Genomic DNA, 26,722 nt, shown 5'->3' with positions numbered 1-26,722 from the left:
GTAAAAATAAATCCACAAAAATTTATAAAATATTTAGAAAAGAAAGGAAAACTTAACAGAGTTATTATTGATTTATCCGGGCAGATTACATATAATAAGAACTATATTTTGGGAGAGTTTCGAGAATCATATACGGAGGATACAATGGATAACCTGTTTAATAATGGAAATAATAATCAGAATGGTGGAAATAATAACCAGAATAATGGGAATAATAATCAGAACGGCGATAAAAAGGGCGGTAATGGTCAGATGATACTGGCATTTGTTATCATTACTCTTGTGACGCTGTTCTTTATGAGTCTTTTAAACCGTTGCAGTGCAGATATGACTTCCCAGCGGATTACCTATACGGAATTTGTCCAGATGGTAAAGGATGACAAGGTAGAAAAGGTCGAAGTAGGTGCAAACCAGTATAATATCACACCAAAGTCAGATGATAAGACGCTGGTAAAGATGACCTATTATACCGGATTTATTAAAGATGAAAATTTATTAGATCTCTTAAATAAACACAATGTAGAAATTGACGGATATATTCCGAATAATACATCGACATGGGTATTTAATATTTTAAGTATTGTATTGCCTTTAATTATTATCTGGATTATTTTTGGCGCAGTCATGAAGAAGGCCGGCGGCGGAATGATGGGAGTCGGCAAGAGCAATGCCAAAGTATATGTAGAAAAGACAACCGGTGTAACCTTTAAGGATGTTGCCGGACAGGATGAAGCAAAAGAATCTTTACAGGAAGTGGTAGATTTCCTGCATAATCCGAAAAAATACCGTGAAATCGGAGCAAAACTTCCGAAGGGAGCATTGCTTGTAGGACCTCCTGGAACCGGTAAAACTCTGCTTGCCAAGGCAGTTGCCGGAGAAGCGAATGTTCCGTTCTTCTCACTGGCCGGTTCTGACTTTGTAGAGATGTTTGTAGGTGTCGGTGCATCCAGGGTAAGAGATTTGTTTAAGGATGCCCAGAAACAGGCACCATGTATCATATTTATTGATGAGATTGATGCCATCGGTAAGAGCCGTGACAGCAGATTCGGCGGTGGAAATGACGAGCGCGAGCAGACCTTAAACCAGCTGCTGGCAGAGATGGATGGATTTGATACTTCAAAGGGACTTTTGGTTCTGGCAGCAACAAACCGTCCGGAAGTACTGGATAAAGCGTTACTTCGCCCAGGCCGGTTTGACCGTAGAATTATTGTAGACAAACCGGATTTGAAGGGCCGTCTTGAGACGCTGAAGGTACACTCCAAAGATGTGCATATGGATGAATCCGTAGATTTGGAAGCAATTGCTCTGGCAAGTGCAGGACTGGTTGGCTCCGATCTTGCAAATATGATTAATGAAGCTGCTATTAATGCAGTAAAACATAACCGTAAATTTGTAAATCAGAGTGATTTGTTTGAAGCCTTTGAAATCGTGGCAGTTGGTGGAAAAGAGAAGAAAGACCGTGCCATGAGTAATCATGAGAAGAAGATTGTTTCTTATCATGAAGTAGGTCATGCAATGGTTACTGCATTACAGAAGAATACAGAACCGGTACAGAAAATTACTATCGTACCAAGAACCATGGGGGCATTGGGATACACCTTGCAGACACCGGAAGAAGAGAAATTTCTTGAGACCAAGGATGAATTAATTGCCAAGATAACGACTTATATGGCAGGCCGTGCAGCAGAAGAACTGGTATTCCATTCTGCAACCAGTGGAGCAGCAAATGATATTGAAAATGCGACCAAGATTGCAAGGGCAATGATTACACAGTTTGGTATGTCAGATAAATTTGGCATGATGAGTTTGGCTTCTGTAGATAATGCATATCTGGATGGTGCAGCACATTTGAATTGCGGCGATGAGACAGCGGCACAGATTGATGAAGAAGTCCGTACCATGATTCATAACTGCTATCAGGAGGCATATCAGCTCTTAGAAGAGAATCGCGAGGTATTAGACCATATTGCGGATTATTTATATGAACATGAAACCATTACGGGTAAAGAATTTATGAAGATATTCCGTGAGTTAAAAGGGCTGCCGGATCCGGATGAGGAAAAGAAGGAAGAAGACCAAAAAGAAGAGAACGGGAATGACGTTTAATATTAAAGAAGAATTAAAGAAGCTTCCGGATCAGCCGGGGGTCTATATCATGCATGATGCCAGTGATGCCATTATCTATGTAGGTAAGGCAGTAAGCCTTCGGAACCGGGTACGTCAGTATTTTCAGGCGTGTCATGACGAAGGAATCAAGAAAGACCAGATGGTAAAGAAGATTACCCGGTTTGAATATATTATCACTGATTCGGAATTAGAAGCACTGGTATTGGAATGCAATTTAATAAAAGAGTACAGACCGAAGTATAATACCATGCTCCGGGATGATAAGACTTATCCCTATATAAAGGTGACTCTGGGGGAAGAATTCCCCAGGGTTCTCTTTTGCCGTCAGCTGAAAAAAGACAAATCCAGATATTTTGGTCCATATACCAGTGCCGGTGCGGTGAAAGATACGATAGATTTGTTGAAAAAAATTTATCATTTAAGAACCTGTAACCGGGTATTGCCAAGAGATATTGGAAAAGAACGTCCGTGCCTTAATTACCATATTCATCAGTGTCAGGCACCCTGTCAGGGTTATATTTCCAAAGAGGAGTACCGGGAGAAAATCAATCAGGCAGTAGATTTCTTAAATGGCAATTATCAGCCGGTTTTAAAAGAATTAGAAGAGCGGATGATGCAGGCGTCGGAAAATATGGATTTTGAGCGGGCAATTGAGTACCGGGAACTTTTAAACAGTGTAAAACAGGTGGCACAGAAGCAGAAAATCACCAGTTCCGATGGAGAAGATAAAGATATAATAGCTCTTGCAGCCGATGACCGGGATGCAGTAGTCCAGGTATTCTTTATCCGGAGCGGAAGGCTTATAGGAAGAGAACATTTTTATGTAACTATTGCCAATGAAGACAGTAAGGAACAGATCCTGACGACATTTTTAAAGCAGTTCTATTCCGGAACACCATATATCCCGAAGGAAATCATGCTGCAATATGCAGTGGAGGATGCAGCAGTTATTGAAGACTGGCTGACTAAGAAGCGTGGTCAGAAGGTAGTACTCCGGGTACCGCAGAAAGGAATGAAGGAAAAACTGGTGGAGCTGGCAGAGAAAAATGCCGCACTGGTATTGTCCCAGGACAGGGAAAAGCTAAAGCGTGAAGAAGGCAGGACAATCGGTGCAATGAAAGAAATTGCATCCTGGCTGGATTTAGAAAAGTTAGAACGCGTGGAAGCCTATGATATTTCCAATATCAATGGATTTGAAACGGTAGGTTCCATGGTGGTTTATGAAAAGGGGAAACCACAGCGCAGTGATTACCGGAAATTTAAGTTAAGAACTATCACGGGACCGGATGATTATGCATCCATGCATGAGGTTCTGACCCGCAGATTTACCCATGGACAGGAAGAAAGGAAAATTTTACAAAAAAAAGGGCTGGATGACCAATATGGGGGATTTACAAAATTCCCGGATTTGATTATGATGGATGGTGGAAGAGGTCAGGTAAATATTGCTCTTCAGGTGCTGGATGAACTGCATCTTTCCATACCGGTCTGTGGAATGGTAAAAGATGATCATCACAGGACGAGAGGATTATATTATCAGAATATAGAGATACCGATAGACACTTCCGGTGAAGGATTTCATTTGATTACAAGAATACAGGATGAAGCACATCGGTTTGCTATAGAATATCATCGTTCTTTACGAAGTAAGGAACAGGTACATTCTGTGCTGGATGATATTCCGGGAATCGGTCCGGCACGAAGAAAAGCGCTGATGCGAAGGTTCCAGTCCTTAGACGCAATTCGCAGTGCATCCATAGAAGAATTGTCTGGGACAGAAGCGATGAACGAAAAAGCAGCGGAAGAAGTATTCCGCTTTTTCCACAGGGGAGAGGAAAAATAAAAAGAAAAAGGAGAATCACTATGACCAAAGAAGAAAAATTCAAAAACAAAAGTATCAAGAAAAAAGTTAATGATGCATTTAACATGATATTCAGGCTGTATTTTGCAACAGTAGCACTAGCCAGTCTGGGATTGATTCTGCTGGCAGTGGTGCCGGATGCGTTCCGTATTCCGGTTCTGGTTATCTGCATTGTGATTATGCTGACAATTGTAGTAGTAAGTGTTACTTTAACTGGCCGGGAATCCAAGTGGTTAATTTATTATATTGTAAAACCAATCCGGGAATTAGAAGATGTAGCAGAGCATCTTTCCCATGGAGAATTGCATGAGAAAGTAACTTATCAGTCTGAAGATGAAATCGGAGAACTGGCAAACCGGTTCCGTAATATGGAAGATACTTTACAGAAAATTGTTGGCGATTTACAGAATATTTTAAAAGAATTTGCACAGGGTAATTATACCGTACGTTCTTCATGCAAAGAAGCATATGTGGGAGAATTTGAAACAGTGATGGAAGAACTGGTAAGCACCATCCAGAACGTAAGCAGTACATTATGTCTGATTAAGGAATCATCTAATCAGGTAGCCGCCGGCTCTGAACAGCTTGCAATCAGCTCCCAGGATCTGGCAAAGGGTGCAACAGACCAGTCTATTGCAGTAGATAATCTGGTGGAGAATGTTTCAAAGGTTACAGAACAGGTTGTTGCAAACAGCAAGTCAACAGATATTGTACATGACCGTGCAAAGAGCGTAGGAATAGAAGCAAATGTCAGCCAGAACAAGATGCGGGAACTTATGGAGGCAATGGAACGTATCTCGACAACATCCAAAGAGCTGGAAAGAGTTATTACTGAAATTGATGGTATTGCAAGCCAGACCAACCTTCTTTCCCTGAATGCATCCATTGAGGCTGCAAGAGCCGGAGAAGCAGGAAAGGGATTTGCAGTTGTTGCGGAGCAGATTCGTATGCTGGCTGAAAGCAGTGCAGAATCTGCAGAGACATCCAAGCATTTACTGGAGACAAACCAGGTAGAAGTAGAACATGGAAACGAAGTAACACAGCAGACATCGGAATCATTAAATAAGGTTATTACAGAACTGGATGCTATTATTACAGAAGTTGCTAATATCAGAATTGCATCTGACCGCCAGGCAGTGTCAGTAAAAGAAATTGAAGATGGTGTAAAACAGATTGATGATGTTATTCAGACCAATTCTGCAGCATCCCAGGAAGCATCAGCAACCAGTGAAGAATTGTCTGCAGAGGCAACTTCTTTAGATGAACTGGTAGAACGTTTCAAATTATTAGAACAGTAAAGAATTATAAAAATACAGGGGTGAAGATAAGGAAGGAGTCATGCCATGGAAGGTGTAGGAATTGAGAAAATTGTAAAAAAACTGCAGTTAAAGAAATATATTGAGGATATGGAATTAAAGGGACACCGCATCAGACTTGCGGATGTAAACCGTCCGGCGTTACAGCTGAGCGGATATTTTGAACATTTCGAGCAGTCCCGTGTACAGATTATCGGTATGGTAGAATATACATACCTGCAGCATTTGAATGATTCAGAAAAGGACAGCATTTACAGCCGGTTCTTAAAATATGATATACCATGTGTTATTTTCTGCAGGGATTTACAGCCGGATGACCTGTTCTTACAGAGGGCAAAGGAAAATAATGTTCCGGTATTCGGAACAGGCAGAAGCACATCAGAATTCATGGCGGAGCTGATTTATCTTTTGAGTGAAGAGCTTGCTCCGTGTATTACCATCCATGGTGTGCTGGTAGACGTTTACGGTGAGGGACTTCTGATTACCGGTGAAAGCGGAATCGGTAAGAGTGAAGCAGCACTGGAACTGATTAAGCGGGGACATCGTCTGGTAACAGATGATGTGGTAGAAATCCGTAAAATTAATGAGCATACCTTAACCGGCACATCACCGGATATCACCAGATACTTCATTGAGTTAAGAGGTATCGGAATCATTGATGTAAAGACTTTGTTCGGTGTTGAGTGTGTAAAAGAGAAACAGAATATCGACCTTGTAATTAAACTGGAAGACTGGAAGAAGGATAATGAGTATGACCGCCTTGGTCTTGAGGAAGAATATACAGAGTTACTTGGAAATAAAGTAGTATGTCATTCCCTTCCAATCCGTCCAGGCCGAAATCTGGCAGTTATCTGCGAGGCTGCAGCCGTTAACCACAGACAGAAGAAGATGGGTTACAATGCAGCTCAGGAATTGTATCGTCGTGTACAGGCAAATCTGAACAAGAAGGACGACGAGGAAGAAGAGTAAAAGGAGATTCATTCATATGGAACGAGAAGTAGCATGGAATCATTACAGTGAAGAAGAGAAGAAGAAAGTTTTTGAATTTGCAGAAGAGTATCGTAAATTTATATCAGCATGTAAGACAGAAAGAGAATGTGTACGCACTTTTGTAGAGCGGGCAGAGGCAGCAGGATATCTTGATATAAAGAAAGTGATTGCAGAAGGAATAAAACTGGAATCCGGTGCAAGAGTGTATGCAGATAATAATGGAAAAGCACTTGCTATGTTCATTGTAGGAAAGAAACCAATGGAAGAGGGCATGCGGATTCTCGGCGCACATGTGGATTCTCCAAGAATGGATTTAAAACAGAATCCATTCTATGAAGATACCGGGCTTGCTATGTTAGATACCCATTATTATGGTGGTGTGAAGAAATACCAGTGGGTAACACTTCCGCTGGCATTGCATGGTGTAGTGGCAAAGAAAGACGGAAGTGTAGTAGAGGTAAATATTGGAGATAAGCCGGGAGACCCGGTATTTGGTGTCAGTGATTTACTGATTCATCTTGCCGGTGAGCAGATGGAAAAGAAAGCAGCAAAGGTTATTGAAGGAGAAAACTTAGACCTTCTGATTGGAAGTATTCCGCTTGCAGGTGAAGAAAAAGAAAATGCCAAGGATACGGTAAAAGAAAATATCCTTGGAATCTTAAAAGAGGAATATGGAATTGAGGAAGAAGATTTCCTGTCCGCAGAGATTGAAGTAGTACCAGCCGGAGAAGCAAGAGATTATGGACTTGACCGGAGCATGATTATGGGGTACGGACATGATGACAGAGTCTGTGCGTATCCATCCTTTGAGGCAATGCTGGCAAAAAATGAAACACCGGAATATACCAGTGTATGTCTCCTGGTAGATAAAGAAGAAATCGGCAGCGTGGGAGCAACCGGGATGCAGTCGAGATTTTTTGAAAATATGACAGCAGAAGTGATGGCAGCAGCAGGACAGTATACAGAACTTGCACTGCGTCGTGCATTGCAGAATTCCCATGTATTATCCTCTGATGTCAGTGCGGCATTTGACCCCAATTATCCGTCCGTTATGGATAAGAAAAATGCAGCATATTTTGGAAAAGGAATGGTATTTAATAAATATACCGGTTCCAGAGGAAAGTCAGGTTCTAATGATGCCAGTGCAGAATATGTTGGAAAGTTGCGTGCAGTGATGGACGATGGTAATGTATTTTATCAGACTGCAGAATTAGGTAAAGTAGACCAGGGTGGCGGCGGAACCATCGCGTATATTCTGGCAAATTATGGAATGCAGGTAATTGACAGTGGTGTGGCAGTTTTAAATATGCATGCACCATGGGAGATTATCAGTAAAGCAGATTTATATGAAGCATATAAAGGTTATGTAGCATTTCTGGCTTCATAGAGAAATAAAAAATGGGAGAAGCAAATTGTGAGAGAAGACTGGATAGAAGCCATTAAGACAATTGTAGATGAAAGCAGAATACGCTTGCAGGAGCCGATGAGCCGTCATACCACATTCCGGATTGGGGGCATGGCAGAGATTTTTCTGATGCCGACCATCAAAGAGGCAGTGGATGTCATCACATTGTGCAGAGCGAAGAAGATTCCGTATACGATTATTGGAAACGGAAGCAATCTTCTGGTGGGCGATAAGGGAATTCCCGGAGTGGTCATTGAATTTGGCGCAAATGCTTCTTACATTGAAGTAAAGGAAAATATGATTCATGCCGAAGCGGGAGCATTGCTGTCGAAGGTTGCGCACAAGGCACTGGAAGCATCCTTAGGCGGAATGGAATTTGCAGCAGGAATTCCGGGAAGCATCGGAGGTGCAGTTGTGATGAACGCCGGTGCTTATGGCGGAGAGATGAAGGATATTTTAGTATCTGCGGATCTTTTGACCAAAGATGGTGAAGTGGTAGAAGTTCCGGTAGAAGAGATTTCCTTAAGTTACAGACACAGCCGTGTTATGGAGACCGGGGAAGTAGTGCTGGGTGTAACGTTAAAATTAGTATCCGGAGAAAAAGAGAAAATTGAAGCTGTCATGCAGGAACTCCGCCAGAAACGGCAGGAGAAGCAGCCGTTGGAATTCCCAAGTGCAGGAAGTACCTTTAAGCGGCCGGAAGGCTATTTTGCCGGAAAGCTGATTATGGATGCCGGGTTAAGAGGCTATCGTGTGGGAGATGCTCAGGTATCCGAGAAACATTGTGGCTTTGTTATAAACCGTGGGCAGGCAACTGCAGCAGAAGTGGAAGAGCTGATGCGCAGGGTGCAGGAAAAAGTAGAACAGGAGTTTCAGGTAAGACTGGAGCCGGAAGTAAGAAGGTTAGGAGAATTTTCATGAAACTGGTAATTCTGACAGGAATGTCCGGGGCGGGAAAGAGTACAGCACTTAAGATGATGGAGGATATCGGATTTTATTGTGTCGATAATCTGCCGATTCCGCTGATTGAAAAGTTTATAGAGTTAGCAGATTTGAGAAATACCGAGCTTCAGAAGGTTGCTGTGGGTGTGGATATCCGAAGCGGACAGGCATTGGAAGATTTGCAGGATATTCTTGACCACCTGAGAGGTGAAGGAAAAGAATTTGATGTACTGTTTTTGGATGCAGAGGATGGTGTGCTGGTAAAACGTTATAAAGAAACCAGAAGAAGTCATCCACTGGCAGGAAGCGATCGTGTCGATAAAGGCATCGAAGAAGAAAGAAGAAGATTGGAATTCTTAAAGAAACAGGCAAATTACATTATAGATACCAGTCATCTTCTGACCAGAGAATTAAAAACAGAATTAAATAAAATATTTGTAGAGAATCAGGAGTTTAAGAATTTATTTATCACAATTTTATCCTTTGGATTCAAGTATGGAATTCCGGCAGATGCAGATCTGGTGTTTGATGTACGTTTTCTGCCAAATCCGTATTATGTGGAAGGATTACGCCCAAAGAATGGTAATGATAAAGAGATTCAGGATTTTGTGATGCAATATAAGGAAGCCCACGTATTTCTGGATAAATTAGAAGATATGATAAAATTCCTGATACCGAATTACATAACAGAGGGAAAGAGCCAGCTGGTAATTGCAATTGGCTGTACCGGAGGCAAGCATCGTTCCGTAACCCTTGCCAATGAATTGTTTAAACGGTTGGAGAAACAGAAACAGTTTGGAATTAAGATAGAGCATCGTGACATTGAAAAGGATACGATGCGGCATTAGATGGAGATATGAGATGTCTTTTTCAGGAGAAGTAAAGGCGGAACTGGAGAAGCATATAAGTAAAAGCAGACACTGTCAGTTAGCAGAACTTGCAGCAATTATAAGTTTTTCTGGAAGAATGATATTGACGGGAGCAGATCCCAGATTGGAAATTGCAACAGAACATGCCGGATTGGCAAAAAAGTGCTATACGCTTTTGAAGCGGGCATTTGACATCAGTGCAGAGTTATCTGAACAGAATCCGGGTGTGTTATATATAGAAGAACAGGATGCCATGCGCAGGGTATTAATGGCACTTAAATTTTGGGAAGAGGACGGTTCACTGCATCCGTTCCGACAGGCAGTAAATGGAATGTTGCTGCAGAAGTCCTGCTGTAGAAGGACGTTTGTAAGAGGAGCATTTCTGGCTTCGGGTTCCATGAGTGACCCGCATAAATCCTATCATTTTGAAATTGTATGTGCAACGCCACAACAGGCAGAACAGCTCAGGACGGTAATCAGTGACTTTGGCATGGATGCGAAAGTGGTGGAACGTAAGAAGCACCATGTGGTATACTTAAAAGAAGGTGCACAGATTGTGGATATGTTAAATATCATGGAAGCACATGTGGCACTGATGAACCTTGAAAATGTACGCATTTTGAAAGAGATGCGTAACAGTGTAAACCGGCAGGTAAATTGTGAAACTGCCAATATTAATAAGACAGTGAATGCTGCAGTAAAGCAGATTGAAGATATTAAGTTTATCCAGGAAAAGGGACGACTGCAGGAATTGCCGGATAATCTTTACGAGATGGCACAGGTACGTTTGGAGCACCCGGAAGCGCCTCTTAAGGAACTGGGGGCATACTTAAATCCACCGGTGGGAAAATCCGGTGTGAATCACAGGTTAAGAAAGATAAGTGAAATTGCTGAAAACATGAGAGTATGAAAAGGATGAGGAGGAATACATATGATGAAGAAAGAGGTGACCATTAAATTTGTCAATGGTGTCGAAGCAAGTCCCATTGCATTGCTTGTTCAGACTGCAAATCGTTTTTCCAGCAGTATTTATATTGAATCCGGAGATAAAAAAGTAAATGTGAAGAGCATTATGGGTATGATGTCACTGGCAATGAATTATGAGGATATGGTAACAGTTGTTACTGAGGGTGAGGACGAGAAGGAAGCCTTGGATACATTGGAACAGTTCCTGTCTGAGGGCTAGAAGGAAAAGAGAGGTTATGTAAAAAATGAAAAAGAAATTACTTTTTATATTTAATCCACATTCCGGCAAGGGACTGATTAAGAATAAACTGTTAGAAATTGTAGATATTATGGTAAAGGCAGATTATGAAGTAACCATATATCCGACACAGAGCAAAGGGGATGCGCAGAACCATGTCAGAGAAGAAGCGAAGAATTATGATTTGATTGTCTGTAGTGGTGGAGACGGTACTTTGGATGAAGCAGTTAGCGGAATGATGGAAAGTGAAGAAAAGACACTGCTTGGTTATATTCCGGCAGGAAGTACCAACGACTTTGCCAATTCTTTAAGAATACCTAAAAGCATGCTAAAGGCAGCAAATGTAGCGGTAAAGGGAAGACGGTTTCCGGTAGATATAGGATATTTTAATGGAGATTCATTCGTATATGTGGCAGCATTTGGACTGTTTACTGCAGTATCTTATCAGACCAGCCAGCAGTTAAAGAATGTATTAGGACACGCAGCTTATATTTTAGAAGGAATGAAACAGCTTTTAGACATTCCGGTCTATAAGATGCGGGTAGAATATGATGATGAGGTATTAGAGGACGAATTTATCTATGGTATGATTACCAATTCTATTTCTGTGGGGGGATTTAAGAACCTGACAGGTAAAAATGTACTCCTGGATGACGGTGTTTTTGAGGTGACACTGATTAAAGCACCGAAGAATCCACTGGAGTTAAATGAGATTATTGCAGCATTAACCAGCCGCAAGGATGATACCGACCTGGTATACTCATTTAAGAGCAGCAATATTAAGTTTTATCCGGAAGAAATTATTCCATGGACTTTAGATGGTGAGTTTGGGGGAGACCATAAGGAAGTGGAAATAAGAAATATGCACCAGGCTTTGGAGATTATGGTCAAGAATAAAGAAACATCTGTAAAATGATTGTTATATTTTTAACTTTATTTTTGAGAAAAGCCATGGTACAATGAAAAAAAACAATGGAGGAATCAAAATGTTAGTATCAGCAACAGAAATGTTAAAAAAAGCAAAAGCTGGTCATTATGCAGTAGGCCAGTTCAATATCAACAACCTTGAGTGGACAAAATCAATACTGTTAACTGCAGAAGAATTAAAATCCCCTGTAATTCTTGGTGTATCTGAAGGTGCAGGAAAATATATGACAGGTTTTAAGACCGTTGCAGCTATGGTAAAAGCTATGGATGAAGAACTTGGAATCACAGTTCCTGTAGCACTTCACTTAGATCATGGAACATATGAAGGATGTTATAAATGTATCAAAGCTGGATTTACATCTATCATGTTTGATGGTTCTCATTATCCATTTGAAGAGAACCTTGCTAAGTCTACAGAGCTTGTAAATGTAGCTCATCAGCTTGGACTTTCTATCGAGTGTGAGGTTGGTTCCATCGGTGGAGAAGAAGACGGAGTAGTTGGAATGGGCGAGTGCGCAGATCCTAACGAGTGTAAGACAATCGCTGATCTTGGTGTAGATATGCTTGCAGCAGGTATCGGTAATATCCACGGAAAATATCCGGCAAACTGGAAAGGACTTTCCTTCGAGACTCTGGACGCTATCCAGCAGAAGACAGGAACTATGCCATTAGTACTTCACGGTGGTACAGGAATTCCTGCAGATATGATTAAGAAAGCTATCTCTCTTGGCGTATCTAAGATTAATGTAAATACAGAGTGTCAGTTATCTTTCGCAGATGCTACACGTAAATATATCGAAGCTGGTAAGGACTTAGAGGGCAAAGGATTTGACCCACGTAAATTATTAGCTCCGGGTGCAGAAGCAATCAAAGCTACTGTAAAAGAAAAAATGGAATTATTTGGTTCTGTTGGAAAAGCAGAATAAGAATGATTTTTATAAGGGCCGCCCGTTAGAGGGTGCAAGTAAGGGATTTTTATCCTTTGAAAAATTGGCATAGTTTCGGAGAAATCCGGCTATGCCATTTTTTTCTTTTGCTTGCAGGAAGATTAACTGCACTAATGCAGTTGTAGATAATTTGGATTTCCTGCTGTCTGCGACCATCCATTTTCTCTGCTTTGAATACAATAATCTTGTCATCGAATTCTCGTATAATCTCAGCATTTAATTCTGTAAATTCAGCATATTTCTTTACTAATGATAAGAAGTACTGTGCATTGAGGTTTTCTTCCTTAGCCTTTGATAAGAATAATTTCAGTTCAGAGACTCTTCATATTCTTTCTTGCCTGAAATGCTGGAAACCACGGAATGCGTACATTAAAAAGTACAGAAGAGGGCACGGAAAAAGTAGTTGCAGATGAGAATGGGTATGCAGTACCGCCTGGCAGCAACTGATTTCGAAACCGGCGATTGATAAAATCGACAAAAAATGTGTATTATTTTGCACAAATTTGTAGAATGTATCAAAAATAAAAAAAATATAAACTTTGACTTGATTTTTTAGAAAGTTTCATGTATTTTAGATATAGCAGATGAAATGTGCGTGACGAACAAGGGTGTTCCAAAGGAATTGGAATGCCCTTTTTTCTATATCTGGGGAATTACCGGAGGAGAGAAGTCATACATTGATTGCAGAAAATAAAAATCATATTTCTCAGGGGATTTATGGTGAGAGGCAGAAAGGATGTATAGTATGAGTGAGACAGAATATTTCAATGTAGCAGATATTTTCGGCGAGAACGTATTCAATGATGCAGTAATGCAGGAACGTCTTCCGAAAAAGACCTACAAAAAGTTAAGAGAAGTAATCGAAGAGGGAAAAGAATTAGACCTTGAGACAGCAGACGTAGTGGCACATGAGATGAAAGAGTGGGCAATCGAAAAAGGAGCTACCCATTATACACACTGGTTCCAGCCATTAACAGGAGTAACTGCTGAGAAACATGATTCCTTTATTACAGCACCAATGCCAAACGGTAAAGTTTTGATGAGCTTTTCAGGTAAGGAATTAATCAAAGGTGAGCCGGATGCATCTTCTTTTCCATCCGGTGGATTAAGAGCAACCTTTGAGGCAAGAGGATATACAGCATGGGATTGTACTTCGCCGGCATTCGTAAGACAGGATGCAGCAGGAGCAACTCTTTGCATTCCTACCGCTTTCTGCTCCTACACAGGAGAAGCATTGGACCAGAAGACACCGTTACTTCGTTCCATGGAAGCAATTAATACCCAGTCTCTCCGGCTTTTAAGATTATTTGGAAATACAACATCTAAGAAAGTAACTCCTTCCGTTGGACCGGAGCAGGAATATTTCATCGTAGACAGAGAAAAATATTTAAAGAGAAAAGATTTAATCTTTACCGGACGTACCTTATTTGGAGCAATGCCTCCAAAAGGACAGGAAATGGATGACCATTACTTCGGAATCATCCGTGAGAGAATTGCAGCATACATGAGAGATGTAAATAAAGAATTATGGAAACTTGGTGTATCTGCAAAGACACAGCATAACGAAGTTGCTCCTGCACAGCATGAGTTAGCTCCAATCTACTCCGAAGCAAACGTAGCAGTAGACCACAACCAGTTAGTAATGGAAACCTTAAAGAAGGTTGCCGGTCGTCATGGCTTACAGTGTCTGCTTCATGAGAAGCCATTTGCAGGTGTCAATGGTTCTGGAAAACATAACAACTGGTCTATCACAACAGATGATGGAATTAACTTATTAGAGCCGGGCAAAACACCTCATGAGAACGTACAGTTCTTATTAGTGCTTACCTGTATCTTAAAAGCAGTAGATAAACATGCAGATCTGCTTCGTGAATCTGCAGCGGACGTTGGAAACGACCACAGATTAGGAGCAAACGAGGCACCGCCAGCAATCGTTTCTATCTATCTTGGAGAACAGTTACAGGATGTATTATCACAGCTTATCTGCACCGGAGAAGCTACACACAGTTTAGCTGGTTCTAAATTAGAGACTGGTGTTAAGACATTGCCTGACTTCATGAAAGATGCAACAGACCGTAACAGAACTTCACCGTTTGCATTTACCGGAAACAAATTCGAGTTCCGTATGGTTGGTTCCCAGGATTCCATCGCACAGCCAAACGTTGTATTGAATACAATCGTAGCAGAAGCATTTTCTGAGGCGTGTGATGAACTGGAAAAAGCAGACGATTTTGATATGGCAGTACATGATCTGATTAAGAAATATGCAACTGAGCATCAGAGAATCGTATTCAACGGAAACGGATATTCTGATGAATGGGTAGAGGAAGCAGAGCGTCGTGGACTTCCAAACATCAAGTCCATGGTAGATGCAATCCCGGCACTGAATACAGAAAAAGCAGTTTCTTTATTCGAGCGTTTTGGTGTATTTACCAAAGCGGAGCTGGATTCCCGTGTAGAAATCGAATATGAGACCTACGCAAAAGAGATTAACATCGAAGCAAAAGCTATGATTGATATTGCAGGAAAACAGATTATCCCGGCAGTTATCAAATATACAACAGAGCTTGCAACTTCTGCAGCAGCTGTAAAATCTGTATGTGATGCAGACATCAGTGTTCAGACAGAATTACTGGCAGAAGTATCTGACCTCTTATCTGAGACCAAGGTTGCTTTGGCAAAACTGGAAGAAGTAACAGAAAAAGGTGGAACAATGGAAGAGGGAAGAGATCAGGCTGTATATTACAGAGATGTTGTAAAAACAACAATGGATGCATTAAGAGCTCCGGTTGACAAGTTAGAGATGCTTGTTGACAAAGATATATGGCCAATGCCATCTTATGGAGATTTAATCTTCGAAGTATAAAAAAGAACTTTAATTGCAGGGCATTCTCCTTAGAACAGACGGAAAAAGAGGCATAAAAGGGAGGATGCCAGGCAACTTAAGTTACCTGGCAGATTATGAAAAAGAATATTTAAAGTTATGTTTTTCTTTTGCTTATGACTATACTATATCAGCCTAATTTGAAAAAAGCGTGTTGATAAAGTGAATCATCTTTGAATGCCAGGTGAATAAATTGTGAACAATAATAAGAAGGAGGACGAGATGATATGAAAAAGCTGGAAATTATTATTAAACCGGAAAAGCTTGAAGACTTGAAAGCAGTCTTAGAAAGCAGTGAAGTTAATGGTTTAAACATTGTAAATAGCATGGGATATGGTAATCAGAAGGGTATTATCAAGAATTACCGTGGAGCATCTTATAATGTAACATTACTTCCGAAAATCAAAGTAGAGACCGTTGTCTCAGATGAAGTTGCGCCAGGATTAATTGATAAGGTAGTAGATGAGATTAATACCGGTAACTTTGGTGATGGTAAAATCTTTGTGTATGATGTAGAAGATGCCGTTCGTATCCGTACCGGCGAACATGGAGACAAAGCATTATAAAAGATGCAAAGAGGAGTAAGGCACAGATAGGAAACTGTCTTGTGGATATTGAAAAAAGAATATCGCAAATAAATATTATCGAAGGAGATAAGCAGACGAGGAGAGAGCCTTGTTTGATATCTCTATTTTTTTACTTTAATATTTATTTTGGTAAAGGAGGAAATGATTATGGATATGAGTGTTTGGTTCCTGATGGGAGCAGCGTTAGTATTTTTTATGCAATGTGGATTTGCAATGGTAGAGGCTGGTTTTACCAGATCCAAAAATACAGGTAATATTACAATGAAGAACCTGATGGACTTCTGTATTGGTACCGTTGCATTTTATTTATTAGGATATAATATTCTTTGTGGTGATGGAAAATTTGTAGGATGGGGTTTAAATCCATTGAAGAATTTTGGAACAACAGACTGGTCCAATTTCGTATTTAACCTGGTATTCTGTGCAACAGCTGCAACAATTGTATCTGGAGCAATGGCAGAGCGTACCAAATTCATTACATATTGTATTTACAGTTTTGTAATCAGCCTGATTGTATATCCGGTAGAAGCACACTGGGTATGGGGCGGAACTCCATGGCTTACAGACCTTGGATTTACAGATTTCGCAGGTTCTGCATGTATTCATATGGTAGGTGGAATTACCGCATTTATCGGAGCCGCTTTATTAGGACCTCGTATTGGTAAATATGACAAAGATGGTAAATCAAGACCTATTATGGGCCACAACATTTTGATTGGTGCTTTGGGAGTATTTATTCTCTGGTTTGGCTGGTATGGATTTAATGGTGCAGCAGCAACTGATACCTTACAGCTTTCACAGATTTTTGCAACAACAACCATTGCACCGGCAGCAGCAACTGTTACAGCAATGATTTATACCTGGATTAAGAATGGTAAACCGGATGTGTCCATGTCCTTAAATGGTTCCCTGGCAGGTCTGGTAGCAATTACAGCAGGATGTGCAAATGTTGATGCAGTAGGAGCATTCGTTATCGGTGGTTTAGCTGGTATCCTTTGTACCATGTCAGTATACTTTGTAGAAGACAAATTAAAAGTAGATGACCCGGTTGGCGCTGTATCCGTACACGGTGCCTGTGGTCTTTTTGGAACATTGATGGTAGGTCTCTTCGATTATACAGATGGCCTCTTCTATGGTGGCGGAGTTCATCATCTGGCTATTCAGGCACTTGGTGTCGTATGCATCGCAGGCTGGGTAATTGTAACCATGAGCATTGTATTTATCGTATTAAAGAAGACAATTGGTCTTAGAGTATCAAAAGAAGAAGAGTTAGAAGGTCTGGATTCTACTGAGCATGGCTTAGAGTCAGCTTACCCGGATTTTGTAACAAGAGAACTTCACTAATCATGTACTAATCTAATTGTGATTAGGTTAGTAATTATCTAATCCCCTTAGTAGTATATACATCAACAACGAAAGTCCTGGCGTATGTCAGGGCTTTTGTTGTTGTCTGTGCCCGGCATCAGATAGAAAAAATAGAAGCTGCCTTTGGCAGCTTCTATAGGTGTCTGATTATAGAATAATGATTTGGTTAATTCGTAGTGTTTCCATCAGAGCCGGTACCGGAACTTCCACCGCCGGTTCCTGTACCACCACCGGTTCCTGTACTGCCGCCGGTTCCTGTACCACCACCGGTTCCTGTACCACCACCGGTTCCTGTATTGTCGCCGGTTCCTGTACCACCATTGGTTCCGGTATCACCACCGGTATTTGTACTGGTTCCGGTATTACCATGATCTGGTGTAGTATTATCCCCACCACCGGTAAGACTTCCACTGGTTGGATTAGAAGTATCTGTTGTATTAGTAGATGGTGTGGAAGGCTGTGTAACGGAACTTGAAGTGTGTACGTTACAGGTGCTGTTGGATAATTCATCTGTCATAAGATATGGAGAGTCATCCGTACCTTCAGAACCGCCAACGATATAGATACCAGTCTGTCTTGTTTCGTTCGGACAATATTCATTTGCAAGCATTCCGGAGGAAGTACAGATTGTTGCGCTGACATGATGGTCACATACTTCTGTTGGAACTGTGCCGGTTGCAAAATATTCTGTTTCAACCATGCTGCCACGCGGATCACAGTCACATAAACCTTCTACGGCAAGTTTTCCGGATTTCTTACATACGACAGCAGAAGTAATTCCGCTTGGCATAGTAAAGTCTTTATATTCCAGATTTTCATGAACACGGGACATAACTGCTTTCCAGATTAACTTTGGATATCTGGTGCTGGAAAGTTCGCTGTTATCATCATATCCGCCCCATACACCACAGGTATAATATGGTGTGTATCCTACGAAAAGAGCATCGCGGTCAGAGGTTGTAGTACCTGTTTTACCGGCAATCGGCATAGAACCGAAGTTAACGATTGTACCGGTACCGGAGGTAACAACATCTTCCATGGCATTGGTTAAGAGCCATGCAGTGGTGTCCTTTAATACAGTATGGGTCTGCGGAGTATTGTCAATTAAAACATTTCCGTCATGGTCTAAAATCTTGGTATAGAATCTTGGTTTGGTATAAGTACCGCCATTTGCAACGGTCGCATAGGCGGCAGTTAATTCTAAGTTGGTAACACCTTTATAGATACCTCCAAGGCAGAGAGCCTGATTATTATCGTGTTCAGCATCTAAGGTGGTAAATCCGAAGCTCTGTAAGTAACTGTAACCTAAATCGGTACTGATATCAGTGAGGGTCTTAACGGTTACAATATTGATGGAGTGGCAGATTGCTTCTCTTAAAGTAGTAAATCCACGATACTGGTCATCGTAGTTACGAAGAGAACGTCCATTGGTATAAGAATAAGGAGCATCATCTTCTACAGAGGCTAAGGTCATTCCACCACTGTCAAGAGCAGGTGCATAAGCAGCTAAAATCTTGAAGGTGGAACCCGGCTGTCTGGTGGTATCAGAAGCCCGGTTTAAGGTTTTGTTTGCGGTTTTATCACCACGGCCACCAACTAATGCTTTCACTTCACCGGTAGCCTGATCCATCAGCGTAAGGGAAGCCTGTGGCTGAATCGTAAAGGTAACGGATTCGCCGCTGCCCCGGATGGTATCTCCCTCTTCCATAATATCTGCTTTATACTGGTCAATGGCAGCCTGGGCATCTTCTTTGGAACTGAAGTTGATGTTGTAGCTGTTATTACCGGTTTTTTCACGATAGTAGGTGAGCATGGTCTGTTCACTGTAATTCTGCAGTGTACCATCGGCTTTCTGGATGGAAAGACGATAGGAGAAAGAATATTCCACCTGACCGTTGTAGTTATCTAAGTTATTGACTTCCTCATCACAAATCTGCTGGAGATTAGCATTCTGGGTGGAGTAAATGGTAAGACCACCACCATAGAGTGCATTGAAAGCCTGTGTCTCGGTATAACCTAATTCATTGATTAAGTCATCCATTACCTGGTCGGTAAGGGTATCCACAAAGTAGGAGTTGACATTTGCAGTAGAAGAAGTGCTGTTATCTACAATCTGAATACGGTCGTAGACATTATCTTCTAATGCTTCGTCGTGTTCTTCCTGCGAAATATAACCCTGGTCTAACATATTGTCTAAGACATCTTTACGACGGGATGCGTTGTTATCCGGGTTAGTAATCGGATTATACTTTGTCGGACTCTTGGTAATCGCTGCAATTACTGCACACTCAGAAAGTGTTAAGTCAGATACATCTTTGTTAAAATATCGTTTGGATGCAGCCTGGACACCAAGGGTATTCTGACCAAGGTTAATGGTGTTTAAGTAATTTTCCAGAATCCAGTTCTTGGATTCTCTTTTTTCAAGCTGTACAGCCAGATACTGTTCCTGTATTTTACGCTCAAACTTATCAGCCATACTGTCTTCGCTTGTCCAATCGGTGAAGACGTTGTTTTTCAGAAGCTGCTGTGTAATTGTGCTGGCTCCCTGATTAAAATGAAAACCGGATGCAATGCCTTTGAAGCCGGCACGGATGATTCCTTTGATATCAATTCCGTTGTGATCGTAAAAACGTTCATCTTCGATGGCTACGAATGCATGTTGAAGATTAATCGGCATCTTATCAATGGTTACCGGGTCACGATTTGTACCGGAAGTAACCAGAGTGGCAATTTCATTACCCTCATCGTCAAGAACGGTAGAGAGCTGTCCGGTAGGACTTGCATCAATATCATCTATATCTGGTGCAGAATCAATGATTCCTTTGAAGATTCCGATTCCTGCACAAATACCGACGACAGCTACTAAGAAAAAGCAGATCAGTAGAGTCTTGCAGAAAATTACGGAAAACTTCTTACGGACCATAGTACCTTTGGAAGTGAGCTCTTTTTCCTTCCTGGCGGTACTCTTCTTTCCATAATTCATAATGTGCCTCCTTTGGATTAATAACATTATTTTCTTATTATAGCAAAAAGATACCATATAATAAAGAAAAAAGTAAAAACGCAAGGTTTTGATAAGAAATTCTTAAGGTTTCCTTGCAGGAAAAATGGAAATCATGCTACAATAAGGAAACGAAAAAAGAGGCAGGAGCAATGCAATATGTCAGAAGTTTCAAACGGAAAAGTAATATATGAAGGCGGCAGTGGTGAGCTTGAAGAGAAAAAATCGCGGTTTATTGCAAATATTGCACCAGTTACCACAGAAGAGGAAGCGGTAGCATATATCAATACTATGAAGAAAAAATACTGGGATGCAAGACATAACTGCTCCGCATTTATAATAGGAAGAAATCAGGAGCTGACCCGCTGCTCGGATGACGGAGAACCTTCCGGCACAGCAGGCCGTCCGATGTTAGACGTACTTTTACGGGAGGGCATCCGGGATGTAGTGGTAGTAGTAACCCGGTATTTTGGTGGAACACTTCTGGGAACCGGTGGACTGGTGCGTGCTTATCAGGGTGCTGTACAGGAGGGTTTAAAGAATTGTACCATCATTGAAAAGAGACCGGGAAAGCGTCTTAAGATAAGTACGGATTATACAGGACTTGGCAAGATACAGTATCTTCTGGCAGAACAGGGCGTTACGATTATGGATACCGAATATGCAGAAGGTGTGGAACTGGATGCAGCAGTACCGTTAGAACAGTGTCTGGAATTAGAAAAGAAACTTACGGATTCCACCAGTGGAAAGGCAAAGCTGATGTGGGAAGAGACCATTGAATTTGCAGATTTGAACGGTACAATCAAGGTTTTTTGATGACCTGTAAAAACTTTTTGCAAAAAATCGAAAAAAAATCGAAAAAGTGCTTGACGAATGGAATGTTTTCATGTAGAATACCCATTGTTGACACAACAAAGGGCTATCGCCAAACGGTAAGGCAACGGACTCTGACTCCGTCATTTCAAGGTTCGAATCCTTGTAGCCCTGCTCATGAAAACACCACAGCAGCGTGGTGTTTTTTTACTTTACAGGAAATTGCTTTCCCGCAAAGTAAAAACGATCCGCGAGGATGCGCACTGCGGCGCATAAGGTAGATGCCGCAAGCGGCCGCCGCAGGCACGAGAATGTGCCAGGGCACATTCTTTCTAATAGCCAGGCATTTACAAGGAGGACACATCTATGTATTCCATGAAAAGCAGAGTAAGATATAGTGAAACAGACAGCGGACAGAAGATGACATTTCAGGCATTGACTAATTATCTGCAGGATTGTTGTATATTCCAGTCAGAGGATCTTGGAATTGGCGTGGACTATTTGAAGGAGCATGCACAGGCATGGTTTTTGGCATCCTGGCAGATTGTGGTAGAACGGCTGCCGGTTCTTGGAGAAAAAATAACAGTAAAGACCTGGCCATATAACTTTAAAGGTTTTTATGGTTATCGTAATTTTACCATAGAGGATGCTGAGGGAAAAATCTATGCTTATGCGGATTCCCAGTGGATTTTTATGGATTTAAAGAGGGAAAGACCGGCACGGATTTCTGATAAGATGTTAGAAGAATATCAGATGGAAGAGCCTTTCAAAATGGACTATGCGGACAGAAAGATAAAACTTCCGGAGAAAATGCAGGAAAAGGAAAGCTTTCAGATTCGCCCGGAGCAGATTGATACCAATCATCATGTAAATAATGAACAGTATATTGCCATGGCAAAGAATTATCTGCCTGAGAATTTTAATATCCATAAAATGCGGGCAGAATACCGGAAAGCAGCAGTATTAGGAGACAAGGTATTCCCATTTGTATATGCAGATGATAAAATGTATCTGGTATCACTGGCGGATGAAGAGCAGAAACCATATGCCATTGTAGAATTTGAACAATAGAAAGCAGGAAAATATGAATCTTGGAGAAAAACAGGAACTGACAGCAGTAAAGAAAGTTGAATTTGGAATGTATCTGGCAGAAAATCCGGAGGATGAGACCAGAGTGCTTTTGCCGGCAAAACAGGTGCCGGAGGGACTTCGCATCGGAGATAAAGTAGAAATCTTTTTATACCGGGATTCCATAGACCGCCTGATTGCAACCACCCATGAACCGAAATTGGTACTGGGAAAGCTTGCAGTGCTTCCGGTATTGGAAGTTGGTAAAATAGGAGCATTTTTAGACTGGGGACTGGAAAAGGATTTATTCCTTCCTTATAAGGAGATGACCCGCAGGGTAAATGCCGGGGATGAAGTCATGGTAACTTTATATATTGATAAGAGCCGCAGACTCTGCGCCAGCATGAAGAATCTTTATGACCTTTTAAGCAAAGATTCTCCATATAAAGCCGGGGATGAAGTAGAAGCAAGAATCTATGAATTCAGTGATAATTTTGGAACCTTTGCAGCGGTGGATGATAAATATTCTGCAATGATTTCCAAGCATGAGGACAGCAGCCATCTTCGGATAGGGGATGTAATTGCTGCCAGAGTAGTCAATGTAAAACCGGATGGCAAGCTGGATATTACCCTTCGGGAAAAAGCTTACCTTCAGATGGACAGCGATGCACAGAAGGTAATGGAAGTGATAGATTCCTATGCCGGCGTACTGCCATTTACAGAAAAGGCATCACCGGAAGTAATCATGAGGGAAACCGGACTCAGCAAGGCAGCATTCAAGCGCGCTATAGGCAGACTCTATAAGGAGAGAAAGATAACCCTCAGCGAGCATGCAATCCGTAAAAACAGTTAATTTACGCGAGCAGCCAGAAAAACTGCATGTTTGCATGCAGATTTGGCGAGCACCGCGAATAGTTATTATTTAAATAAAGAAAGAAGGAACGAGACATGAAGAAAGTAATCGCAACAGAAAAAGCACCGGCAGCAATCGGACCATATTCACAGGCAATTGAAGTAAATGGAATGGTATATACTTCTGGTATTATTCCCGTTGTACCGGCAACCGGCGAGATTCCGGAAGGCTCGGTAGCACAGGCAAAACAGGCACTGACCAATCTTTCCAATCTTTTAGAAGCAGCAGGCACAAATATGGACAAAGTGGTTAAGACGACGGTGTTCATCAAAGAGATGAATGATTTCGCAGCAATTAATGAGGTTTATAAGACATTCTTTACCATCGATTTCCCGGCAAGAAGCTGCGTAGAAGTAGCACGTCTTCCAAAGGACGTTATGCTTGAAATCGAAGCAATCGCAATCAAATAGCAGGATGTGAATTTCACTATCTGCGTAAAAAAGAGACTGGAAAGTTGTAATCAGGAAGAATCCAAACTGCAATTTCCAGTCTCTTTTTCTGTGATGGCACCTGTAATCTTAGCATGCTGCCCTAATTATACGGAGACATCAAAGTTACCGCCAACAGCAGGATTTACAGACAATTCCATGGCACGAATCAGGCTGTCACTCATACTCTGACTGACATCCAGCTGGTTGCTCAGCATTGCAACTCCAATCGCTTCGCTGGTTGGAGTAGAGGCACTGTTGAGTGCACTTAAAGCAGTATTGTTTAATGCTGCAATATCCATATCAGTCACATCCTTTCTGCTTTGATATGTACTTTCATTATGGCATGGCAGATTAGAAAAAGCAAGGAAACATTCATATATTTTGGAAAAGGTGGTATACTTATCCTACTGAAGAAATGGAGGAGCCACAACATGTATGATGTGATTATAATAGGAAGCGGTCCTGCAGGGCTGTCGGCGGCAATTTATGCAGGAAGAGCAAAATTTGATACACTTATAATAGAAGAAAAGCCAATGAGCGGAGGTCAGATTGTAAATACCAGTGAAGTGGACAACTATCCGGGACTGCCAGGAGTGGGGGGGTTTGAACTGGCACAGAAGATGCGGGAGCATGCCCAAAAGAGCGGCGTGACTTTTGTAAAAGAACAGGTCGTATCGGTAGAGGATAAGCAGGAAAAGAAGCTAGTAACAACCAATCAGAACCAGTACGAAGCAAAAGCAGTAATCATTGCATCAGGAGCGTCTTACCGGAAGCTTGGGGTACCGGGGGAGGAAAGACTTACCGGTATGGGAGTTTCATATTGTGCTACCTGCGATGGAGCATTTTTCCGGAATCGGACTGTTGCGGTGGCAGGCGGTGGTGATGTCGCGTTAGAGGATGCACTCTTTTTGGCAAGAGGTTGTGAAAAAGTATACCTCATTCACCGGAGAGACAGTTTCCGTGGCGCAAAAGTGTTAGCGGAGCAGGTGCAGACAAATGAAAAAATTGAAATTTTATATGATACCGTAGTAGAGGAAATCTGCGGTGAAGGAATGGTAGAGAAAATCAAAATATTAAATAAGAAGACACAGGAAGAAAAAATGCTTCCGGTAAATGGCATTTTTGTTGCTGTGGGAATGGTGCCGAATACCGTAAAAGTAATACCGCATCTGGCATTGGATGATACAGGATATATCAAAGCCGGAGAGGATGGAAGGAGCAGTGTGCCTGGCATATATGCAGTGGGGGATGTCAGAACCAAGCAGCTGCGTCAGGTGGTAACTGCAGTAGCAGATGGCGCCAATGCCATTGCTTCTATGGAAAGTGATGGAATGATTTCGTAAAAGAAAGGAAAGAATGTTGTAAAAAAAGCGGGAATTTTAGGTTGACATGACAGGTTAGCTGCGCTATAATGACTCTGTAATAAATGTAATAAATTTGTAACAAATCGTTAGGTTTGGAGGTTTTTATGTATAAGAAAGCGTTAAGATTAACAGCCTGCGGACTCGCAAGCGCATTATTAATCACTGGAAGCAATGCAACAACATATGCAGCGCCAGTCGCAGGTGTTACTTCAGCAATGGAAGTGGGGGCTTCCAATGACACATTAGTAGCAGGTTTTTCTTTGACATTCAGCAATTATATGGCAAGCAGTGAGCTTGTAGCAAAGGCGAATGTGGCAACTGCACAGAATAATGACACACCTGTTGTTACAGAAGGGGATGCAGCGCAGCAGGATACAGCAGAAGAGGCACAGCCGGTAGAAGAAAATCCATTTGCAAATGTGGCAATTGCACAGGTTGATAACTATGTAAATATCAGAAGCGAAGCATCAGAAGACAGTGAGGTGCTTGGTAAGCTTTATAATAATTCAGCAGCAACCGTCCAGCAGACCGTAGATGGCTGGTATCAGATTACATCCGGTACCGTTACCGGTTACGTTAAGAGCGAATATGTAGTAGTCGGCAATGAAGAACTGGCCCGTTCCGTCGGACGTCGTGTGGCAACGGTAAATGAAGATGCAGTTACTTTGTTTGTGAGAACAGAGCCTTCTACCGATTCTAAGAAACTTGGAATGGTTGCAGGACTGGATGATTTGACAGTTACAGATGAGTCCGTAGATGGATGGGTAAAAGTTTCCATCGAAGAGGGCGAGGGATATGTATCCGCTGATTATGTAACATTATCTACTGAATTCGTTCAGGCAGAATCCAAAGAAGAAGAAGCGGCTAGACTTGCAAAAGAAGAGGCTGAAAGAAAAGCAGCAGAAGAAGCAGCAAAGAAAGCAGCAGAAAAAGCTGCTAAGAACAGCAGTTCATCTTCCACTACATCTGGTGGTACATCTACATACAATGCACCATCCGGATCTGATGGAGCAGCAGTTGCAAACTTCGCAAGCCAGTTCGCTGGTAATCCATATGTAGCAGGTGGAACAAGCTTAACAAACGGAGCAGACTGTTCCGGATTTGTAATGAGTGTGTATGCACAGTTTGGAGTATCATTACCACATTCTTCAGGAGCAATGAGAGGCTGCGGATATGAAGTTGGTACAGACCAGATGCAGCCGGGCGATATCGTATGCTACAGTGGACATGTTGCAATTTATGTTGGTAACAACACAATCGTACATGCCAGCACACCGTCATCAGGAATCAAATTTACATCACCGATTGACTATAAGCCAGTTCTTTCTGTAAGACGTATTTTCTAGGATGTCCGGATTTGATTTACGCGAGTAGCGAGAAAAATCGCATGCTTGCATGCAGATTTGGCGAGCGCCGCGATAACTCGAGAAACTCGCAAAGCGTGTTTCTTGTAGTTTATGGTAAAATTAAGGATGAAATAATATTGAAAAGGATAAACAGGGACTGTTGCGGTTGCAACAGTCCTTTTTTTTGCTTTACAGGAAATTGCTTTCCTGTAAAGTAAAAACGTTCCGCGAGGATGCACACTGCAGGTAGACATTTGGAAAAAAGCAGATATAAAAATTTGATACGTTATTAAAAGATATTCTATTTTTAGAGTTATAGGACAAAATGTGTTGATGAAAACCGCTTTCAAGCCTTGAAAATA

23 protein-coding genes and 1 tRNA gene are annotated in these 26,722 nt (G+C 41.6%); 21 read left to right on the top strand and 3 right to left on the bottom strand.

Annotation, left to right across the window (positions count from 1 at the left end):
• Nucleotides 1-144: 144 nt before the first annotated feature.
• The 11 genes from ftsH to fba all read left to right on the top strand — a co-directional run bounded on the left by ftsH (nt 145) and on the right by fba (nt 12,567).
• On the top strand, nt 145-2,106 hold the full coding sequence (gene ftsH / locus DWV68_RS04690) for an ATP-dependent zinc metalloprotease FtsH (RefSeq protein WP_118057103.1): 1,962 nt from the start codon (nt 145-147) through the stop codon (nt 2,104-2,106).
• A complete protein-coding gene (uvrC, locus tag DWV68_RS04685; RefSeq protein WP_243089447.1) occupies nt 2,096-3,970 on the top strand; it encodes an excinuclease ABC subunit UvrC in 1,875 nt (624 codons plus the stop codon). The genes ftsH and uvrC overlap by 11 nt, the downstream gene beginning before the upstream one ends.
• A gap of 20 nt (nt 3,971-3,990) precedes the next feature.
• The gene (locus tag DWV68_RS04680) at nt 3,991-5,286 is read left to right on the top strand and encodes a methyl-accepting chemotaxis protein (RefSeq protein ID WP_117842222.1); all 1,296 of its coding nucleotides are present in this window, start codon (nt 3,991-3,993) and stop codon (nt 5,284-5,286) included.
• A 45-nt stretch (nt 5,287-5,331) separates the two neighbouring features.
• Entirely contained in the window at nt 5,332-6,273 is a 942-nt protein-coding gene (gene hprK / locus DWV68_RS04675; RefSeq protein WP_022243584.1) for an HPr(Ser) kinase/phosphatase, read from the top strand.
• A gap of 16 nt (nt 6,274-6,289) precedes the next feature.
• On the top strand, nt 6,290-7,681 hold the full coding sequence (locus DWV68_RS04670) for an aminopeptidase (RefSeq protein WP_118665120.1): 1,392 nt from the start codon (nt 6,290-6,292) through the stop codon (nt 7,679-7,681).
• A 27-nt stretch (nt 7,682-7,708) separates the two neighbouring features.
• Nucleotides 7,709-8,620: a UDP-N-acetylmuramate dehydrogenase gene (murB, locus tag DWV68_RS04665; protein ID WP_117696665.1), complete on the top strand. Its 912-nt coding sequence runs from the start codon at nt 7,709-7,711 to the stop codon at nt 8,618-8,620.
• On the top strand, nt 8,617-9,489 hold the full coding sequence (gene rapZ, locus DWV68_RS04660; protein ID WP_117696668.1) for an RNase adapter RapZ: 873 nt from the start codon (nt 8,617-8,619) through the stop codon (nt 9,487-9,489). The genes murB and rapZ overlap by 4 nt, the downstream gene beginning before the upstream one ends.
• A 13-nt stretch (nt 9,490-9,502) precedes the next feature.
• A complete protein-coding gene (gene whiA / locus DWV68_RS04655; RefSeq protein WP_118665118.1) occupies nt 9,503-10,420 on the top strand; it encodes a DNA-binding protein WhiA in 918 nt (305 codons plus the stop codon).
• A gap of 21 nt (nt 10,421-10,441) precedes the next feature.
• On the top strand, nt 10,442-10,696 hold the full coding sequence (locus DWV68_RS04650) for an HPr family phosphocarrier protein (RefSeq protein WP_022243579.1): 255 nt from the start codon (nt 10,442-10,444) through the stop codon (nt 10,694-10,696).
• Nucleotides 10,697-10,721: 25 nt separating this feature from the next.
• Entirely contained in the window at nt 10,722-11,630 is a 909-nt protein-coding gene (locus DWV68_RS04645; protein ID WP_117696671.1) for a diacylglycerol/lipid kinase family protein, read from the top strand.
• Between the two features lie 70 nt (nt 11,631-11,700).
• Complete coding sequence (fba, locus tag DWV68_RS04640) at nt 11,701-12,567, top strand: class II fructose-1,6-bisphosphate aldolase (protein WP_022243577.1); 867 nt, start codon at nt 11,701-11,703, stop codon at nt 12,565-12,567.
• A 49-nt stretch (nt 12,568-12,616) separates the two neighbouring features.
• Here fba and DWV68_RS15140 read toward each other — a convergent pair whose 3' ends face one another.
• Nucleotides 12,617-12,898, bottom strand: coding sequence for a DUF4368 domain-containing protein (locus DWV68_RS15140; protein WP_242994275.1), 282 nt, complete (start codon nt 12,896-12,898; stop codon nt 12,617-12,619).
• 435 nt (nt 12,899-13,333) lie between these two features.
• On the opposite strand from DWV68_RS15140, the gene DWV68_RS04630 reads away from it, so the two are divergent.
• From DWV68_RS04630 to DWV68_RS04620, 3 genes are all read left to right on the top strand, one after another.
• A complete protein-coding gene (locus DWV68_RS04630; protein ID WP_117842224.1) occupies nt 13,334-15,454 on the top strand; it encodes a glutamine synthetase III family protein in 2,121 nt (706 codons plus the stop codon).
• Nucleotides 15,455-15,699: 245 nt separating this feature from the next.
• A complete protein-coding gene (locus tag DWV68_RS04625; protein WP_022243575.1) occupies nt 15,700-16,038 on the top strand; it encodes a P-II family nitrogen regulator in 339 nt (112 codons plus the stop codon).
• 168 nt (nt 16,039-16,206) lie between these two features.
• Nucleotides 16,207-17,403 carry an ammonium transporter gene (locus DWV68_RS04620; RefSeq protein ID WP_117947749.1) on the top strand — a complete coding sequence of 399 codons (1,197 nt, stop codon included), beginning with the start codon at nt 16,207-16,209 and terminating at the stop codon, nt 17,401-17,403.
• Between the two features lie 187 nt (nt 17,404-17,590).
• Here the strand turns inward: DWV68_RS04620 and DWV68_RS04615 are convergent, their stop codons facing one another.
• Complete coding sequence (locus DWV68_RS04615) at nt 17,591-20,407, bottom strand: transglycosylase domain-containing protein (RefSeq protein WP_118665116.1); 2,817 nt, start codon at nt 20,405-20,407, stop codon at nt 17,591-17,593.
• Between the two features lie 177 nt (nt 20,408-20,584).
• On the opposite strand from DWV68_RS04615, the gene DWV68_RS04610 reads away from it, so the two are divergent.
• The 5 genes from DWV68_RS04610 to DWV68_RS04590 all read left to right on the top strand — a co-directional run bounded on the left by DWV68_RS04610 (nt 20,585) and on the right by DWV68_RS04590 (nt 23,629).
• On the top strand, nt 20,585-21,241 hold the full coding sequence (locus tag DWV68_RS04610) for a YigZ family protein (protein ID WP_117696681.1): 657 nt from the start codon (nt 20,585-20,587) through the stop codon (nt 21,239-21,241).
• 99 nt (nt 21,242-21,340) lie between these two features.
• Nucleotides 21,341-21,412, top strand: a tRNA-Gln gene (locus tag DWV68_RS04605).
• Nucleotides 21,413-21,604: 192 nt separating this feature from the next.
• Nucleotides 21,605-22,309 carry an acyl-[acyl-carrier-protein] thioesterase gene (locus DWV68_RS04600; protein WP_118172845.1) on the top strand — a complete coding sequence of 235 codons (705 nt, stop codon included), beginning with the start codon at nt 21,605-21,607 and terminating at the stop codon, nt 22,307-22,309.
• 13 nt (nt 22,310-22,322) lie between these two features.
• Entirely contained in the window at nt 22,323-23,159 is an 837-nt protein-coding gene (locus DWV68_RS04595) for a CvfB family protein (RefSeq protein WP_118639326.1), read from the top strand.
• 95 nt (nt 23,160-23,254) lie between these two features.
• On the top strand, nt 23,255-23,629 hold the full coding sequence (locus DWV68_RS04590; protein WP_118665114.1) for a RidA family protein: 375 nt from the start codon (nt 23,255-23,257) through the stop codon (nt 23,627-23,629).
• Between the two features lie 125 nt (nt 23,630-23,754).
• Here the strand turns inward: DWV68_RS04590 and DWV68_RS04585 are convergent, their stop codons facing one another.
• The gene (locus DWV68_RS04585; protein ID WP_022243568.1) at nt 23,755-23,949 is read right to left on the bottom strand and encodes a YjfB family protein; all 195 of its coding nucleotides are present in this window, start codon (nt 23,947-23,949) and stop codon (nt 23,755-23,757) included.
• A 39-nt stretch (nt 23,950-23,988) separates the two neighbouring features.
• Here DWV68_RS04585 and trxB point away from each other — a divergent pair, with 39 nt between their 5' ends.
• Entirely contained in the window at nt 23,989-24,993 is a 1,005-nt protein-coding gene (gene trxB, locus DWV68_RS04580) for a thioredoxin-disulfide reductase (protein ID WP_117947724.1), read from the top strand.
• A gap of 125 nt (nt 24,994-25,118) precedes the next feature.
• Nucleotides 25,119-26,360 (top strand): C40 family peptidase, encoded by a 1,242-nt coding sequence (locus DWV68_RS04575; RefSeq protein ID WP_117842232.1) that lies wholly within the window; start codon nt 25,119-25,121, stop codon nt 26,358-26,360.
• Nucleotides 26,361-26,722: the final 362 nt, after the last annotated feature.

This window comes from Roseburia sp. AF12-17LB (genome assembly GCF_003479605.1).
Taxonomy (GTDB): domain Bacteria; phylum Bacillota; class Clostridia; order Lachnospirales; family Lachnospiraceae; genus Roseburia_C; species Roseburia_C amylophila.
Note: the sequence above shows the minus strand (reverse complement) of the source record. Positions and strands in the feature narration are given on the sequence as shown.

Coding starts and splice junctions, on each gene's coding strand:
- DWV68_RS04630 (WP_117842224.1), top strand. CDS start 13,334: ATGAGTGAGACAGAATATTTCAATGTAGCAGATATTTTCGGCGAGAAC.
- DWV68_RS04575 (WP_117842232.1), top strand. CDS start 25,119: ATGTATAAGAAAGCGTTAAGATTAACAGCCTGCGGACTCGCAAGCGCA.
- ftsH (WP_118057103.1), top strand. CDS start 145: ATGGATAACCTGTTTAATAATGGAAATAATAATCAGAATGGTGGAAAT.
- DWV68_RS04625 (WP_022243575.1), top strand. CDS start 15,700: ATGAAAAAGCTGGAAATTATTATTAAACCGGAAAAGCTTGAAGACTTG.
- DWV68_RS04585 (WP_022243568.1), bottom strand. CDS start 23,949: ATGGATATTGCAGCATTAAACAATACTGCTTTAAGTGCACTCAACAGT.
- DWV68_RS04590 (WP_118665114.1), top strand. CDS start 23,255: ATGAAGAAAGTAATCGCAACAGAAAAAGCACCGGCAGCAATCGGACCA.
- hprK (WP_022243584.1), top strand. CDS start 5,332: ATGGAAGGTGTAGGAATTGAGAAAATTGTAAAAAAACTGCAGTTAAAG.
- DWV68_RS04645 (WP_117696671.1), top strand. CDS start 10,722: ATGAAAAAGAAATTACTTTTTATATTTAATCCACATTCCGGCAAGGGA.
- DWV68_RS04620 (WP_117947749.1), top strand. CDS start 16,207: ATGGATATGAGTGTTTGGTTCCTGATGGGAGCAGCGTTAGTATTTTTT.
- DWV68_RS04615 (WP_118665116.1), bottom strand. CDS start 20,407: ATGAATTATGGAAAGAAGAGTACCGCCAGGAAGGAAAAAGAGCTCACT.
- rapZ (WP_117696668.1), top strand. CDS start 8,617: ATGAAACTGGTAATTCTGACAGGAATGTCCGGGGCGGGAAAGAGTACA.
- whiA (WP_118665118.1), top strand. CDS start 9,503: ATGTCTTTTTCAGGAGAAGTAAAGGCGGAACTGGAGAAGCATATAAGT.
- DWV68_RS04610 (WP_117696681.1), top strand. CDS start 20,585: ATGTCAGAAGTTTCAAACGGAAAAGTAATATATGAAGGCGGCAGTGGT.
- DWV68_RS04680 (WP_117842222.1), top strand. CDS start 3,991: ATGACCAAAGAAGAAAAATTCAAAAACAAAAGTATCAAGAAAAAAGTT.
- DWV68_RS04595 (WP_118639326.1), top strand. CDS start 22,323: ATGAATCTTGGAGAAAAACAGGAACTGACAGCAGTAAAGAAAGTTGAA.
- DWV68_RS04600 (WP_118172845.1), top strand. CDS start 21,605: ATGTATTCCATGAAAAGCAGAGTAAGATATAGTGAAACAGACAGCGGA.
- DWV68_RS04670 (WP_118665120.1), top strand. CDS start 6,290: ATGGAACGAGAAGTAGCATGGAATCATTACAGTGAAGAAGAGAAGAAG.
- uvrC (WP_243089447.1), top strand. CDS start 2,096: ATGACGTTTAATATTAAAGAAGAATTAAAGAAGCTTCCGGATCAGCCG.
- fba (WP_022243577.1), top strand. CDS start 11,701: ATGTTAGTATCAGCAACAGAAATGTTAAAAAAAGCAAAAGCTGGTCAT.
- DWV68_RS04650 (WP_022243579.1), top strand. CDS start 10,442: ATGATGAAGAAAGAGGTGACCATTAAATTTGTCAATGGTGTCGAAGCA.
- trxB (WP_117947724.1), top strand. CDS start 23,989: ATGGCATGGCAGATTAGAAAAAGCAAGGAAACATTCATATATTTTGGA.